Annotated in this window: 15 protein-coding genes; 11 read left to right on the top strand and 4 right to left on the bottom strand. The window is 38.7% G+C overall.

The annotated features are described in order from the left end of the window. Positions 1-23: 23 nt before the first annotated feature. The gene (locus tag BMX30_RS15795) at positions 24-371 is read right to left on the bottom strand and encodes a DUF3905 domain-containing protein (RefSeq protein WP_090747802.1); all 348 of its coding nucleotides are present in this window, start codon (positions 369-371) and stop codon (positions 24-26) included. Between the two features lie 144 nt (positions 372-515). Here BMX30_RS15795 and BMX30_RS23600 point away from each other — a divergent pair, with 144 nt between their 5' ends. Continuing rightward, positions 516-677 (top strand): hypothetical protein, encoded by a 162-nt coding sequence (locus BMX30_RS23600; RefSeq protein ID WP_170843908.1) that lies wholly within the window; start codon positions 516-518, stop codon positions 675-677. After that, entirely contained in the window at positions 677-817 is a 141-nt protein-coding gene (locus BMX30_RS23595; RefSeq protein WP_170843907.1) for a hypothetical protein, read from the top strand. Before BMX30_RS23600 ends, BMX30_RS23595 begins: the two co-directional genes overlap by 1 nt. Positions 818-834: 17 nt before the next feature. Here BMX30_RS23595 and BMX30_RS15790 read toward each other — a convergent pair whose 3' ends face one another. After that, complete coding sequence (locus BMX30_RS15790; protein WP_090747799.1) at positions 835-2583, bottom strand: B12-binding domain-containing radical SAM protein; 1749 nt, start codon at positions 2581-2583, stop codon at positions 835-837. A 102-nt stretch (positions 2584-2685) separates the two neighbouring features. Beyond that, the gene (locus BMX30_RS15785) at positions 2686-3729 is read right to left on the bottom strand and encodes an acyltransferase family protein (RefSeq protein ID WP_090747797.1); all 1044 of its coding nucleotides are present in this window, start codon (positions 3727-3729) and stop codon (positions 2686-2688) included. A 338-nt stretch (positions 3730-4067) separates the two neighbouring features. Here BMX30_RS15785 and BMX30_RS15780 point away from each other — a divergent pair, with 338 nt between their 5' ends. The 7 genes from BMX30_RS15780 to BMX30_RS15750 all read left to right on the top strand — a co-directional run bounded on the left by BMX30_RS15780 (position 4068) and on the right by BMX30_RS15750 (position 9573). Beyond that, positions 4068-4571 (top strand): methylated-DNA--[protein]-cysteine S-methyltransferase, encoded by a 504-nt coding sequence (locus BMX30_RS15780; RefSeq protein WP_090747794.1) that lies wholly within the window; start codon positions 4068-4070, stop codon positions 4569-4571. Positions 4572-4885: 314 nt separating this feature from the next. Further along, positions 4886-5140, top strand: coding sequence for an aspartyl-phosphate phosphatase Spo0E family protein (locus BMX30_RS15775; RefSeq protein WP_090747791.1), 255 nt, complete (start codon positions 4886-4888; stop codon positions 5138-5140). Between the two features lie 300 nt (positions 5141-5440). Then, positions 5441-6268, top strand: a complete 828-nt coding sequence (locus BMX30_RS15770) for an electron transfer flavoprotein subunit beta/FixA family protein (RefSeq protein WP_090747787.1) — start codon at positions 5441-5443, stop codon at positions 6266-6268. Between the two features lie 24 nt (positions 6269-6292). Further along, the gene (locus BMX30_RS15765; protein ID WP_090747784.1) at positions 6293-7312 is read left to right on the top strand and encodes an electron transfer flavoprotein subunit alpha/FixB family protein; all 1020 of its coding nucleotides are present in this window, start codon (positions 6293-6295) and stop codon (positions 7310-7312) included. After that, complete coding sequence (locus BMX30_RS15760) at positions 7305-8600, top strand: FAD-dependent oxidoreductase (RefSeq protein WP_090747781.1); 1296 nt, start codon at positions 7305-7307, stop codon at positions 8598-8600. The genes BMX30_RS15765 and BMX30_RS15760 overlap by 8 nt, the downstream gene beginning before the upstream one ends. Further along, entirely contained in the window at positions 8600-8884 is a 285-nt protein-coding gene (locus tag BMX30_RS15755) for a ferredoxin family protein (protein WP_090747778.1), read from the top strand. The genes BMX30_RS15760 and BMX30_RS15755 overlap by 1 nt, the downstream gene beginning before the upstream one ends. 161 nt (positions 8885-9045) lie before the next feature. Continuing rightward, positions 9046-9573 (top strand): hemerythrin domain-containing protein, encoded by a 528-nt coding sequence (locus tag BMX30_RS15750; RefSeq protein WP_244532626.1) that lies wholly within the window; start codon positions 9046-9048, stop codon positions 9571-9573. A gap of 55 nt (positions 9574-9628) precedes the next feature. Here the strand turns inward: BMX30_RS15750 and BMX30_RS15745 are convergent, their stop codons facing one another. Beyond that, positions 9629-10861 carry an MFS transporter gene (locus tag BMX30_RS15745; RefSeq protein WP_090747775.1) on the bottom strand — a complete coding sequence of 411 codons (1233 nt, stop codon included), beginning with the start codon at positions 10859-10861 and terminating at the stop codon, positions 9629-9631. A 202-nt stretch (positions 10862-11063) separates the two neighbouring features. On the opposite strand from BMX30_RS15745, the gene BMX30_RS15740 reads away from it, so the two are divergent. Both BMX30_RS15740 and BMX30_RS15735 read left to right on the top strand, forming a co-directional pair. Next, on the top strand, positions 11064-11504 hold the full coding sequence (locus tag BMX30_RS15740) for a MarR family winged helix-turn-helix transcriptional regulator (RefSeq protein ID WP_090747771.1): 441 nt from the start codon (positions 11064-11066) through the stop codon (positions 11502-11504). Between the two features lie 67 nt (positions 11505-11571). Beyond that, on the top strand, positions 11572-13266 hold the full coding sequence (locus BMX30_RS15735; protein ID WP_090747768.1) for a M3 family oligoendopeptidase: 1695 nt from the start codon (positions 11572-11574) through the stop codon (positions 13264-13266). Positions 13267-13683 lie beyond the last annotated feature (417 nt).

The following is a 13683-nucleotide window of genomic DNA, read 5'->3' as shown; positions in this document are numbered from 1 at the left end:
ATCCGGGATTACCCGGATCTTTTTTAGTCCTGACCTTTACTTACATCGATTGTCGGATGCATAAAAGGATATGCTTTTGGTTCCCGCTTTTCTTCAAGAATTTCTTGATTCTCAGTTGTATTCCACCCGATGTCATTGGTTGGATGGACCCATTCATCTCCAGACATAATGGCTGGGTCAGTATCTTCACTCCAATTTTCTAATGGTGAGTTCTGTGAAGAATAATGACTATCGCCGATAATCACACCATGTTCATTCTTAAAAGGAGGTTGAAATTTGATTCCAGTCCCTTTAAAACTAGGGGCACTTATTTGATGCGGCATGGTGCCATCAATGTCTAATGGCTCTAGTTTTTTATTGTCTTTACCCATTTTTCACTCCCCCTTTTTTGTTATTATTAGTCTTTTTAAGATTATTATTTCATTCAAGTCCAAGTAAAAACAGGAAAAGAACTTATTACATAAACCATTTGTAATCGAAGAAAATAATAATGCTTTATCATGGAGGTGGATGAAATGGCAAAGCGTAAAGCGGAAAGAAACGCTGTTGAAAAATATTCGAAAACACCGCATAAAAACACTCATGAGTCCGAGTTCTCAGCTGAATTCTCAAATGGTGAAGATGCAGGGAAATTTGCGAATCGAAATTCTAAGCAGGGAAAAGAGGGAAGGGCCTAATGAACAATAAAAAACAAGTAAATCAAAAGGATGCAGCAAACGTTGAATTTGGAGTAGAATTTGGTGATTTGAATGCTGCAAAAATGTATGACCGCCCTTTTCCCGCAAAGAAACAGAAACAAAAAAGTAAAAAATCGTAGAAAAAATAAAGCCGGCTCTATGCCGGCTTTATTTGAGACTTTTTATATGAATAAACAAAGGCTTGATCAAGCGAGGGGTGGAAATATACAACGACTATCGAAGGACTCCATTCAACTACGCTATTTGTTAAGTAGTTGTCTAGGTCAAAGGATACCTCTTCGATGACTGTATGTTTATATAGTTCCTTTTCAGGAATTTTTAGCTGTTCCGGAAGAATTCCGCTAGCCATGAGTTCTTTATACATTTCCGATCTTTGAACTTTGTCTTTGTCAAGTGTCCACCAAGGTTTACGTGGTTTTTGTTTCTTACCAGCAAGGTAATCGTATTTCATCAGGCCCTCAATAATCGGTAAATCCTCTGTATTGCGTTCTTTTAAAAATTCATATAGACGCTTGAATAAGTCCTCAAGTTGGTGTCCAATTCGCGACCATCCTTGTTCTTCCCAATAAGCACCAAAATCCTGGAAAAAGTCAAAAGGGGTTGAAAAGGTTCTGGTTACAAGATATTCAATGGTTGCATTCATACGGTGGTCATTCCAATATTTTTCTAATACATCTTCAACTTGCTTGATACGGATGATATCGCTGAAAGGTAGGACATTATTACCGAGAATTTCGTATGGTGAGTGATCCATATAGATGTAATCGTGATCCTCTGCACGAAGTCTTAATCCTGTACCCCGCAACATTTTTAAGAAACCTAACTGCAATTCTTCTGGACGCATAGCAAATACATCGTTAAATGTCTTTTTAAAGGAAGAGTAGTTTTCTTCAGGGAGTCCAGCAATTAAATCGAGATGTTGATCAATCTTGCCTCCATCCTTTACCATCGTAACGGTCCGCTTCAATTTTTCAAAATTTTGTTTTCGCATAACAAGCTCATTTGTATAGTCATTTGTTGACTGAACGCCTATTTCAAAGCGGAATAGTCCAGCTGGGGCATTTTGATTCAGAAATTCAATGACTTCAGGTCTCATAATATCTGCAGTAATTTCAAACTGAAAGACAGTACCTGGGAGGTGCTCGTCAATAAGAAACTGAAACATCTCCATCGCATAGCTCCGACTAATGTTGAACGTGCGATCGACAAATTTAATCGTCTTTGCTCCATTGGCCATTAAATAGCGAATATCTTCTTTGACCTTTTCTCGATCAAAATACCGTACACCCACTTCTATTGAAGAAAGGCAGAATTGGCAACTGAAAGGACATCCTCGGCTTGTCTCGATATAAGTGACACGTTTAGACAAGTGTGAGATATCTTCAGGGAATCGATGTGGTGATGGAAGTTCTTTTAAATCTAGTTTATTCATTTGAGGGTTTACCTTGACTGTATCCCCTTTTCGGTAGACAATCCCAGCTACATTTTCTATTGCTTTATTTGTATTAAGTTCAGTTAGAAGTTGCTTGAAAGTTTGTTCGCCTTCACCGATGACAAGGTAATCAAATTCTTTTACACGATCCATCCAATCAATATAGTCATAGGTGACTTCAGGACCCCCAACGACAATAGTTATGGAAGGATTAATTTTTTTAATTAATGTTATAACCTTTATCGTCTCTTCGATATTCCAGATGTAGCAGCTAAAACCGATTACCTGTGGTTTTTTCTGAATTAAATCCGTGACAATATTAATAATCGGGTCCTTAATCGTATACTCAGCTAACGTTATATCAAACTCAGGTTGAGCATAGGCCTTCAAATAACGTATAGCTATATTTGTATGGATGTATTTTGCATTTAACGTTGCGCAAATAATGTTCATATCATTACTCCTTCAATATCGTGTACCAAAACAACAAATCATTATACCCCATTGTAACCTAAATAGATAGGGCCCATCCAAATGAAGGGGCCCGAAACGGAATTATTGACTTAACATTTTCTTTTTGTACATTTTGAATCGTATTCTCACCCTATCTTTATACTTTGCTAAGAGCGAGACTTTTAATTCAATGAACGGCTGAGCGATAGCGGCGGCGAATTTGCTGGCAAGTAAAACAGTGAGAAGAAAAGAAGCCATCCCGAGCAGGATGAAATTTTCCGTTTCTGTGAAGTAATTTGTTACTTCGCTCTCACGAAAAACCCGGACAAAGAAGCCGTGTAGTAGGTAAACATATAAAGTGTTCTTGCCAAGACTCGTGAAAAAATACTGGTTTTTTGGCACAATAGCCAGAAAACTGAAAACCATAATGGTACTTAATAAATACAAGCCCAGCCTTATCAACATTCCGAAAACAACGGGTGTGTCCATGGCACTGTAGGACTTGGATCCAAATAGCCATTGGTAGTTCATATCAGGAAAAGAGAAATACAAGACAAATGCAACAACAAAAGTCCCAAAAGCTAATAACCTGATATTTGACTTCTTTAATTGCTGAATATGGTCTTTCGTTAAATAGTACCCCAGTAGGAACATCGGAAAGAATACAAAGGTTCGGGACAAGCTTAAATAATTTGAAATCCAATCAATATAGCCGACCCCAAGACCAATGCCAAAGGCTAGTGAAAGCCCTAATAAAGGTTTAAGGCGTGAGAAACCTGTTAGCATTAAATGCCAAAAAAATAGACTAATTAAAAACCAGAGGGACCAATGTGGATTCAATAGATCTACCGCAAACTCAGACTTATTAAATAAAAAGTAGTAAAAAACAGAATAGACAACTTGAAAAATTAAATAGGGAATGATTAGCTTTTTAGCAATCTTATTTATATACCCATTTTCTAAGAATCCTCTTGCGAAAAATCCAGATACCAATATAAAGGCAGGCATATGGAAGGTATAAATGACCTTGTAAAGAGTATACGCTGTTTCATTATCTGTGATAAAAGGTTGAAGTAAATGCCCAAAAACAACAAAAAAAATTAGGATGAATTTTGCATTATCAAAGTAGTAAGCCCGTTGTTTCATAGTTCCTCCTTGTATAGTAGACTCCAAATTACATTTTTACCAATTGTAATGAAAAAGAAACTGGGATAATAGTTGGATTAGCTCAATTTAACTTAAACGTAAGAAACGTATGAACACTTGTAACTTTTTTCTCTGTTTTGTAAAAAAGGTAAAGTTTCAAAAGACATATAAAAATTGGACCCCAAATTATAAATCATGGTGGAAAAGAAGGAAGCAAAAGATGGGCATTTACCAAACAACAGGAGTAAATTAGGCTTGGTAAGATAAAAGAAGAAGCAAAGATTTGTCTTTGCTTCTTCTTTTATTCCATATTATAGTTTAAGCGGAGGGTGAAAAATATGAGAATGTATACTTCTTTAGAAACAGAGATTGACACGCTCTACATTGTTGTTGAAAACAATAGACTATCTGCTATATATATAGGTGAAGCCGACTTCCTAGCCAATGAAGATATGTCACTCGTAACAGCACAATCGGAAAATGGATTATTGCTAGAGTGTGTCACTCAGCTAAAAGAATATTTCAGAGGAAAGAGGAACCATTTCAACTTACCAATTGAACCAAAAGGAACGAATTTCCAGATTGAAGTATGGAAAGAGTTAGCCGATATTCCCTTTGGCCAAACGAAAAGCTATCAAGATATTGCCATAGCAGTTGGTAGACCTAAAGCTGTTAGAGCTGTTGGACAAGCGAATAAGGCGAACAGAATCCCGATTGTCATACCTTGTCATAGAGTAATCGGTAAAAATCAGACCCTGACAGGATACGCTGGTTCAAGAAAGGAAATTAAAAACATACTCTTAACGATAGAAGGGGCTTCTTTTATTCGGGAGAGGAATTAATAATAACGGTTAGTACGGACGATTCTCTATTTTAAGGGAATTGTTTTTTTTATATAGTATCAAACAATGAAAGCGCTTTATTTGAAAAATATACCATTTATTACAAAAAAAGAAACAGCGTAGCTGTGGTTGATTTTGTCAGATTAATAGACTTTATTTAACTAAAAACTGTCGAAGAAAAATTATTATTTAAGAAAAATGTCTAATTTTGCGATTCTATTTACATCAATTTAATTTTCTGTAATACTGCATTAATAACCGGGTCATTCTTTTAATAGAGTGAATGGAAAGGGACGGATTAGGGGGAGTTGCAAGTGCAAGAGAACAATAATCCTTTGCTTAGGCAGATTCAATTGAAGAAAGAAGAGATGTTTGCTTTTGCTCGAGACACAGGATTTAATAGTGTGGAAACAGTTAGTTGTAGCCAGGAACTTGATAAACTGATCTATGAATATCAAATCTCAGCGCAAACAGTTCAAACCGAGGTGAAAAAGGAAAAAATTCATTTTCGTCAGTTATTTTGGTTTTTGCATCGACCGCAAAAGGCTGCTGGCAGCTTTGATACGTAAACGATTTTTAAAGATAGAAAACATACATGATTCATATCTATAACCACTGACCCTCTGTCGGTGGTTTATTTATTTATACCCGGTAACAAAGAGACTAAACCTAAAAAATGAAAAAAAGTGATTTTTATCATAGATATAAATAAAATATTTCCTATATTCTAAACTTACAAAGATTTCTTTCGCTGGAAAAAACATCAATAACTCTCCAATTATGCTCTACGCATGTAATCGATCAATTCGAATACATGCTTCCTTTCAATTTTTAGAAAACGCTTTCAATATTAAGGGGGAACTGGGATTATGCATATTGTTGTCTGTGTCAAACAAGTGCCTGACACAAAAATCATCAAAATCAATCCAAAAACCAACACCTTAGATCGACGAAGTGCTCCAGCTATCTTGAATCCATTTGATGCCCATGCTGTCCAGGAGGCTGTGAAAATTAAAAAAAGGATAGGGGGAACTGTTTCCGTCTTATCCATGGGGCCTCCACAGGCTGTTGCCATTATTAAAAATAGCATTGAAATCGGGGCAGATAGAGGGTATTTAATTTCAGACCGGGCATTTGCTGGGGCTGACACACTCGCAACGAGTTATGCTCTCTCAAAAGCACTTGAAAAAATTCAGGAGGAAATGCCCATTGATATGGTCATTTGCGGTAAGCATGCCATCGATGGAGACACTGGACAAGTAGGCCCTGGTATTGCTAGGCGGTTAGATATTCCTCCAGTAACCAATGTAATAGAAGTAACAGAAGTGAATCACAAAGAGAAGAAAGTCCTCATTAAAAGAAAGCAAATAAATGGCTATGAGGTAATCGAGGCACAATTACCATGTTTGTTAACAGTCGAGAAAGAAGTGAATGAGATTGAATATGCACCTATGCCAAATATGATCAAGGCGGCACGTTATGAGCCAACTGTCTGGTCAGTAAATGATCTAAACGATGTTGATAAAGCACAACTTGGGCTTAAGGGATCCCCAACAGTTGTTGGCAAGATGTTTACTCCACCTAAGCCTGAAGGTGGTAAAAGACTGGAAGGGACCTCGGATGAGCAGGTAAGGGAACTTGTCACATTATTAGCGGAAAAGAAGAACCTTTTCAATTTTGATGTTAATAACTCGTAAATTTGCGGTAGGGGGGAATTATGCATGGAAGAATACAGTGGTGTCTGGGTATTCATCGAAGTAGACGAGGAAAAAAATATCGAGGGCGTTTCTTTAGAGTTGCTGGGTGCAGGGAGAGCGCTAGCCGATAAATTGAATGTTCCACTTGCTGGTGTGTTACTAGGAGATAATATCAGAGGTCTTGCAAACCAAGTGATCTATTCCGGGGCAGATACGGTTTATGTTGTCGACCATCCAGTTTTAAACCTATATCGTACTGAGGCTTTTATGAAAGCGGTCATTCTTCTAGCTGAAAAATATAAGCCAGAAATCTTCTTATATGGAGCAACACCAAATGGAAAAGACCTTGCAAGTGCGATCGCCACGGATTTAAGTACAGGATTAACGGCAGATACGACGATGCTAGATATTGATCTTGAAAAAAGACTCCTTGAAGCTAGTCGACCAGCATTTGGTGGGAATATTATGGCGACCATTCTTTGTAAAAAACATCGTCCACAAATGGCGACAGTTCGTCCTAAGGTGATGAAGGCATTACAACCTGATGATAGTAGACTTGGTAAAATCATCGAAGAAGAACTAGAACTTCGGGAAGAAGATATGCGTACAAAAGTGCTTGAAATTGTGAAAGATGTAACAAAAAAGGCCAATCTTGCTGATGCTCATGTAATCGTGGCCGGTGGCAAAGGGCTAGGAGATCAACAGGGTTTCCAATTGATCCATGAATTAGCTGAAACAATTGGTGCTAGCGTAGGTGGAACACGAGATGTGATTGAAGCTGGGTGGCTACCGCACGAATTACAGATTGGTCAAACAGGTGAAACGGTTACGCCTAAGATATATTTTGCCATTGGAATATCAGGTGCCATCCAGCACGTTGTCGGAATGAAGAACTCGGAGATTATTATCGCCATTAATAAAAACCCGGAGGCTGCGATTTTTGATGTTGCTACTTACGGGATTGTCGGGGACGCACATGAAATCGTCCCGAAATTAATTCAGCAATTTAAAGGGATAAGCAAGGGGGACCTGAGCTATGTCTGAAAAATTTGATGTGATAGTGGTTGGAGCTGGTCCTGCTGGAACGGCATGTGCATATACTTGTGCAAAAAACGGGCTGAATGTCCTCTTAATTGAACGTGGTGAGTATCCTGGCAGCAAAAATGTAATGGGTGGCGTGTTATACCGTAAACAATTGGAAGAGATTATTCCAGAGTTCTGGAAAGAGGCACCCCTTGAAAGACCTGTGATTGAGCAAAGATTCTGGATGTTAGATAAAGAATCAGTTGTTCAATTTGGCTACAAGGGTCTCGAGTGGGGACAGGAGCCGTATAATAATTTCACCATTCTACGTGCCCAATTTGACCAATGGTTTGCGAAAAAAGCAGTTGAAGCTGGAGCGCTCCTTATTAATGAAACAGTGGTGAAAGAATGTCTAGTTGAAGATGGCAAAGTCGTTGGAGTTCGAACCGATCGCCCTGATGGTGACCTCTTTGCGGACGTAGTTGTTCTTGCGGATGGGGTTAATTCCCTTTTGGGCAAACAACTAGGCTTTCATAAGGAATTTCGCCCCGATGAAGTGGCACTAACTGTCATGGAGGTAATAAATTTACCGAAAGATAAGATTAATGACCGATTTAACCTGAGTGAAAATCAAGGATGTACCATCGAGATATTTGGGGATTCAACCAAAGGCAATCTAGGTACAGCATTTCTTTATACAAATAAAGAAAGTTTGAATATAGGAGTAGGCACCACATTGTCAAGTATGACAAAAGCAAAGCTTAGACCATACGACTTGCTTGATCATTTGAAAACTCACCCTATGGTCAAGCCGTATCTTGAAGGCGGGGAATCAGCTGAATATCTCGCTCATTTAATTCCAGAAGGAGGCTATCGTTCCGTTCCAAAAGTAGCTGGTAATGGGGTTGTGGTAGTAGGAGATGCTGCACAACTTGTTAATGCTATTCACAGAGAAGGGTCGAATATGGCAATGTCATCTGGAAAAATGGCAGCAGAAGCAATTATTCAGGCAAAGAATGATGGAGACTATAGTGAATCTAGCTTAAATCGTTATCGGGAAGCACTTTATGATAGTTTCATTATAAAAGATTTAGAGAAATATAAGGACGCAGCGCATACATTCGAAAAACATCCACAATACTTTAATGATTATGTACCGATGATGAATCAAGCCGCCAGCAAGTTTTTCACCGTCGATGGCACACCAAAGCGGGAAAAGCAAAAGCAAATTATGCAAAGTATTACGAAAGAAAAGGGTAGAATCAAGGTGCTGCAAGATCTTTATCGAGCTTGGAAGGCGGTGAAATAATGTCTACGAAAACGATTGAAGAAAAACAGTATCTCGTTCGTTTTAAGTGCGATACCAAATCGCATCTGACCATTATTAATCATGATGTTTGTAACACAAAGTGTGATGATAAGCTATGTACTGTTTTTTGTCCGGGTGAGGTTTATAAATGGGAAGGTACCAGGATGCAGGTGGGTTATGAGGGCTGTCATGAGTGCGGTAGTTGTAGAATTGCCTGTCCAGAGCAAAATATCAAATGGGAATATCCAAAAGGCGGCCACGGAATTGTCTTCCGTCTAGCTTGAAAGAAGGCACCAATGCAAACTAGCATTGGTGCTTTTTGGTGATTTTATAAAACTTTTGTGAATTGTGTTCGATCAGTGTCGTTATGTGATGAAGCTCACTACCTATTGGCGGCTAAAATTCTATACTTTACTTATTCTAAAGGGTAAAGGAGAATGTGGAAATGGAAGGTTGCATGAGTTCAATGTTAGGAAATACACCAGTACAATTAAGTGAAGCACTCCAACAATTAAAAAATGAACATCCGCCATTATTAGATAGATTAGACGAATTACTAAAAATTTGTTTGAAAGTAGAAAATGGTGACAATGCGAAGGAACACTTTGAGAAGCTACGCCCAGCAGTGATTGAATTTTTCGCTGAGCTTGAACCTCACTCAGAGCGAGAAGAAGGTGTACTCTTTGAAATGATGGCTGCTTATATTGGAAGAGAGTCTGGCCCAATTGCTGTGATGGAGTATGAACACGATCGCGCGAAATCCCTAATCGGAACATTTTTAGAGAATACTAAAAATGGATTCGACTCCTACACGGATGAGAAGATGAAACAAGATGCAGCCCTTGTTAAAGAAGCCAATTATACATTAGTAGACCACTTTTCTAAAGAAGAAAATGTCCTGTTCCCGATGGCGGAAAGAATGTTAAAAGAAGAAGAAAAGCAGGAGTTACTTGAAAGAATTAATAAAATATAACTTATATAAAAAAAGGAGAGATGCTGTCATCTCTCCTTTTTGCTATCCGAAAAAATTAGTTGTACCAGGATGCTAGTTTTTTATCAGAAGGCAGAAACAGCGCTAACACCCCAAGGAAAGGCAGGAAGCCGGTAAGTATAATCGTCAGGGGCAATCCAATCACATCTGCAAGGTATCCGAGACCAATTGAGCCTAAAGCCCCCATGCCGAATGCAAATCCTACAGTCAGTCCAGCCATCGTTCCGATTTTTCCAGGAATAAGTTCTTGGGCATATACAACGGTTACCGAAAAGCTCAACATTAATATAAATCCTGAGATAGCGAGCAAGATGAAGGCTGCCGCAGCTGGTACAAAGGGAGTAACAGCAGAAATTGGCGCGGCACCAAGCATTGAAAAGAAAATAATATTTTTTTTACCAAAGCGGTCGGCGAGTGGCCCACCGGAAAAAGTACCTAGTGCACCAGCGACGAGAAAAGCGAATAAAAACATTTGAGATTCTCTTATCGTAAGGGCATACTGATCAATGGCATAAAAAGCGTAATAATTTGTAATTCCAGACGTATACCATGATCTTGCAAAGATTAAGAAAAGGATTAGTAGTAGTGATATCTTTACTGCTTTGGAGACGGCATTATTTACCGGTACTTTACTTTTCTTTGCTTTAGAAGGTCCTTTTGTCCAGATGATTCTTCTAGAATACCAGATAGCAATATAGCTGAGCAGTCCGACAGCAATGGCCGCAGCAATCGTAAATAAAGATGCTCCTCTTTGACCTAACGGTACGAGTATTAGCGCTGTAATTAGTGGTGCAAGTGCTGAGCCTGTATTCCCTCCAACCTGATAGATGGACTGAGCAAGACCTCTACGTGGACCGGCCGCCATATAAGCAACTCTTGACCCCTCCGGATGGAAAATAGCAGACCCGAGCCCAACTAAAAGGACTGACACAATAATCCATTCAAAACTTGGGGCAAATCCAAGACCGAGAATCCCAAATAATGTAAAGGTAAGGCCGATGGGAAGGGCAAATGGCATTGGTTTCCTATCTGCCATCATCCCTATCACAGGTTGCATGATTGATGAAACAATATTCAAGGAAAACGCTATAAGTCCTAGCTGTGTGAACGATAGTCCCATCGATTTCTCAAGGACAGGAAACATAGCTGGAATAACAGCCTGGATCGAGTCATTTAATAAATGACATAATCCAATAATAAATAAAATCTTATAAGTTGTGGTCTCTTCTCTTTTTGGAGCACCCTGGATAACCGCGGCACTTTGGTTCAATACAATCGCCTACTTTATAAACATGATTTTAGTGTTCATAGGTTATCTTATCAAATGTTGGAGCAGTTGGAGAAGGGAAAATAAGTAATTCATTCTGTTCATTAACATAGCCTTTAGTTTAAGCTAGTTTAGAGAAATGCTGTTAAAACTGGTTTTTTCGTTTATAATCTAAGTATCAAAAGGTTTAAAGGGATGAAAAATTATGTCAGGTGAACAAGTAAATCAATCGTTAAAGTTATTTATTGTACTGTCTCGGGCCTACCGTGCATTAAACGAAGAAGTCAATAAAGTCATTCAGCAAAAAGGTCTTAATCCGACTGAATTTGCTGTATTGGAATTGCTTTATCATAAGGGAGACCAGCCACTACAGCAAATTGGTGGGAAAATACTCCTAGCGAGCGGTAGTATTACTTACGTGGTCGATAAACTAGAACAAAAAGGATTCTTAAAAAGAATTGGTTGCCCAAAAGACCGGAGAGTTACCTATGCACAAATTACTGACGAGGGAAGGGCCTTAATTGAGGAAATATTCCCTGAGCACAGTCAGCGTATTGATAACCTAATGGAAGTCCTTCAACCCGAAGAAAAACAAACGGCGATTGACTTACTAAAAAAACTTGGTTTATCTGTTGGGAAATATTAAAGGCGGCTTTTTAAGCCGTTTTTTTCTTAGAAGGGGTTAATTTTAGATCAAACTTGGGGGATATCGCATGAAATTTGAAGAGTATACATACAACCGTCCGGATTTTAATCAACTAACCGCTGATTTTGAGAAAGCACTTGAAGGATTTAAAACCTCAGATTCAGCAGAAGAACAAAATGAAGCAATGAGGGAAATCAATCGCCTTCGAAATGGTGTGGATACGATGTTTAATATATGTTACATCCGCCACTCCATTAATACGAACGATGAATTCTATAAAGAAGAACAAGACTACCTGGATGAGCTTGCACCCAATGTAGAAGGTTTAGTGACCAAATACTATGAAGCCTTACTAAAATCCCCCTACCGCAACGAGCTCGAGGATAGATGGGGGAAACAGCTATTTGCTCTTGCCGAAGCACAATTGAAAACCTTTAAACCAGACATTGTCCCATTATTACAAAAAGAGAATAAGCTCTCAACGGACTATACAAAGCTTGTCGCATCAGCAAAAATCCATTTCGAAGGAGAAGAGCGTACGCTTGCGCAAATGGAGCCATTTACTGAGTCGAAGGACAGGGATATGCGTAAAAGAGCATCGGAAGCTAGATTTGCCTTTTTTGCAGAGTATGAAGCCGAATTTGATTCAATATATGATCAATTGGTAAAAGTGCGAACAGAAATTGCCCATAAGCTAGGATATAGTAATTTTGTTGAACTGGCTTATTACCGTATGTTTAGAACAGATTATGACGCTGAAATGGTTGCAAACTTTCGAAAGCAAGTGGAGGATTACATTGTTCCGATTGCATCAAAACTTAAGAAAAGACAGCAGGAACGAATTGGAGTCGACCGTTTAACTTATTATGACGAACCGTTCAATTTTCAAACTGGCAATCCAGTTCCGCAGGGAAACCCAGAGTGGATTATTGAGAATGGTAGGCAAATGTATAACGAGCTTTCACCTGAGACGGGAGAATTTTTCTCTTATATGGTGGACAATCATTTAATGGATTTAGAGGCGAAAACAGGGAAAGCCGGCGGGGGTTATTGTACCTTTATTGAGGACTATAAATCACCGTTTATATTTTCTAATTTTAATGGTACTTCCGGTGATATTGATGTCCTCACTCATGAAGCTGGCCATGCGTTCCAGGTTTATTCTAGTCGTCATTTTGATATTCCTGAGTACTATTGGCCTACCTACGAAGCATGTGAAATCCACTCGATGAGCATGGAGTTTTTTACTTGGCCATGGATGGAGTTATTCTTTAAAGAAGAAAGTGATAAGTACAAGTTTGCTCATTTAAGTGATGCGCTTCTCTTCCTGCCATATGGCGTCTCTGTGGATGAATTCCAGCATTGGGTATACGAACATCCAGAAGCTACTCCTATAGAGCGGAAACAACAATGGCGTGAAATCGAGAAAAAGTATTTGCCACATAAAGATTATGATGGGAATAGTTATCTCGAAGCGGGTGGTTTCTGGCAACGTCAGGGCCATATCTATAATTCTCCGTTCTACTATATCGACTATACATTGGCGCAAATATGTGCATTCCAATTCTGGAAACGGTCAAGGGAAGATAGGAAAGATGCTTGGGAGGATTATATTCGGCTGTGCAAGCTTGGCGGTAGCAAGCCGTTCACTGAATTGGTTAAAGAGGCAAACCTAATTTCTCCATTTGAAGATGGGTGTGTCCAATCAGTGGTTGGTGAGATTGAAGCTTGGTTAAATTCAGTTGATGACAAAAAATTGTAGGAATAAGAACGCCGAGACTATGACTAACGGGTTCTGTTTTGAAGCACAAAATACGAAAGAACATAGCTTCGTATAGTAATTCGCACTATAATTAAAATGCAATTTCGCAAGTAAATCAGAAAAGAAAAATGCTTGGAGACATATGCTCCAAGCATTTTTTATTATAATATAAGCACCGGTTCAGCGATTTTTCAAATCTTTAAGAATCGCCAGGAAATAAGCTAGTAAAATAAGCGGAGAAATTCCTCTTAATGAGGAAATAGCACGAATAAAAGCCTAAATAGACGGAGAAATTCCGCCTATTTAGTTGAAAAGCATGAAAATAGACCATTTTCCTTTGCTTAACCGGAAAAACTCCGATTATATCCCCCGAATCGAGCTCTATCATGCAGCTAACCGGAAAAACTCCGGTTATTT

Source organism: Mesobacillus persicus, from assembly GCF_900109925.1.
In the GTDB taxonomy this organism is placed as follows: domain Bacteria; phylum Bacillota; class Bacilli; order Bacillales; family Cytobacillaceae; genus Mesobacillus_B; species Mesobacillus_B persicus.
Note: the sequence above shows the minus strand (reverse complement) of the source record. Positions and strands in the feature narration are given on the sequence as shown.

Bases quoted from the DNA above. Each gene is read 5' to 3' on its own strand.
- BMX30_RS15735 (WP_090747768.1), top strand. From the start codon at position 11,572: ATGAAATTTGAAGAGTATACATACAACCGTCCGGATTTTAATCAACTA.
- BMX30_RS15755 (WP_090747778.1), top strand. From the start codon at position 8,600: ATGTCTACGAAAACGATTGAAGAAAAACAGTATCTCGTTCGTTTTAAG.
- BMX30_RS15780 (WP_090747794.1), top strand. From the start codon at position 4,068: ATGAGAATGTATACTTCTTTAGAAACAGAGATTGACACGCTCTACATT.
- BMX30_RS15740 (WP_090747771.1), top strand. From the start codon at position 11,064: ATGTCAGGTGAACAAGTAAATCAATCGTTAAAGTTATTTATTGTACTG.
- BMX30_RS15760 (WP_090747781.1), top strand. From the start codon at position 7,305: ATGTCTGAAAAATTTGATGTGATAGTGGTTGGAGCTGGTCCTGCTGGA.
- BMX30_RS15785 (WP_090747797.1), bottom strand. From the start codon at position 3,729: ATGAAACAACGGGCTTACTACTTTGATAATGCAAAATTCATCCTAATT.
- BMX30_RS15765 (WP_090747784.1), top strand. From the start codon at position 6,293: ATGGAAGAATACAGTGGTGTCTGGGTATTCATCGAAGTAGACGAGGAA.
- BMX30_RS23595 (WP_170843907.1), top strand. From the start codon at position 677: ATGAACAATAAAAAACAAGTAAATCAAAAGGATGCAGCAAACGTTGAA.
- BMX30_RS15770 (WP_090747787.1), top strand. From the start codon at position 5,441: ATGCATATTGTTGTCTGTGTCAAACAAGTGCCTGACACAAAAATCATC.
- BMX30_RS15795 (WP_090747802.1), bottom strand. From the start codon at position 371: ATGGGTAAAGACAATAAAAAACTAGAGCCATTAGACATTGATGGCACC.
- BMX30_RS15750 (WP_244532626.1), top strand. From the start codon at position 9,046: ATGGAAGGTTGCATGAGTTCAATGTTAGGAAATACACCAGTACAATTA.
- BMX30_RS15790 (WP_090747799.1), bottom strand. From the start codon at position 2,583: ATGAACATTATTTGCGCAACGTTAAATGCAAAATACATCCATACAAAT.
- BMX30_RS23600 (WP_170843908.1), top strand. From the start codon at position 516: ATGGCAAAGCGTAAAGCGGAAAGAAACGCTGTTGAAAAATATTCGAAA.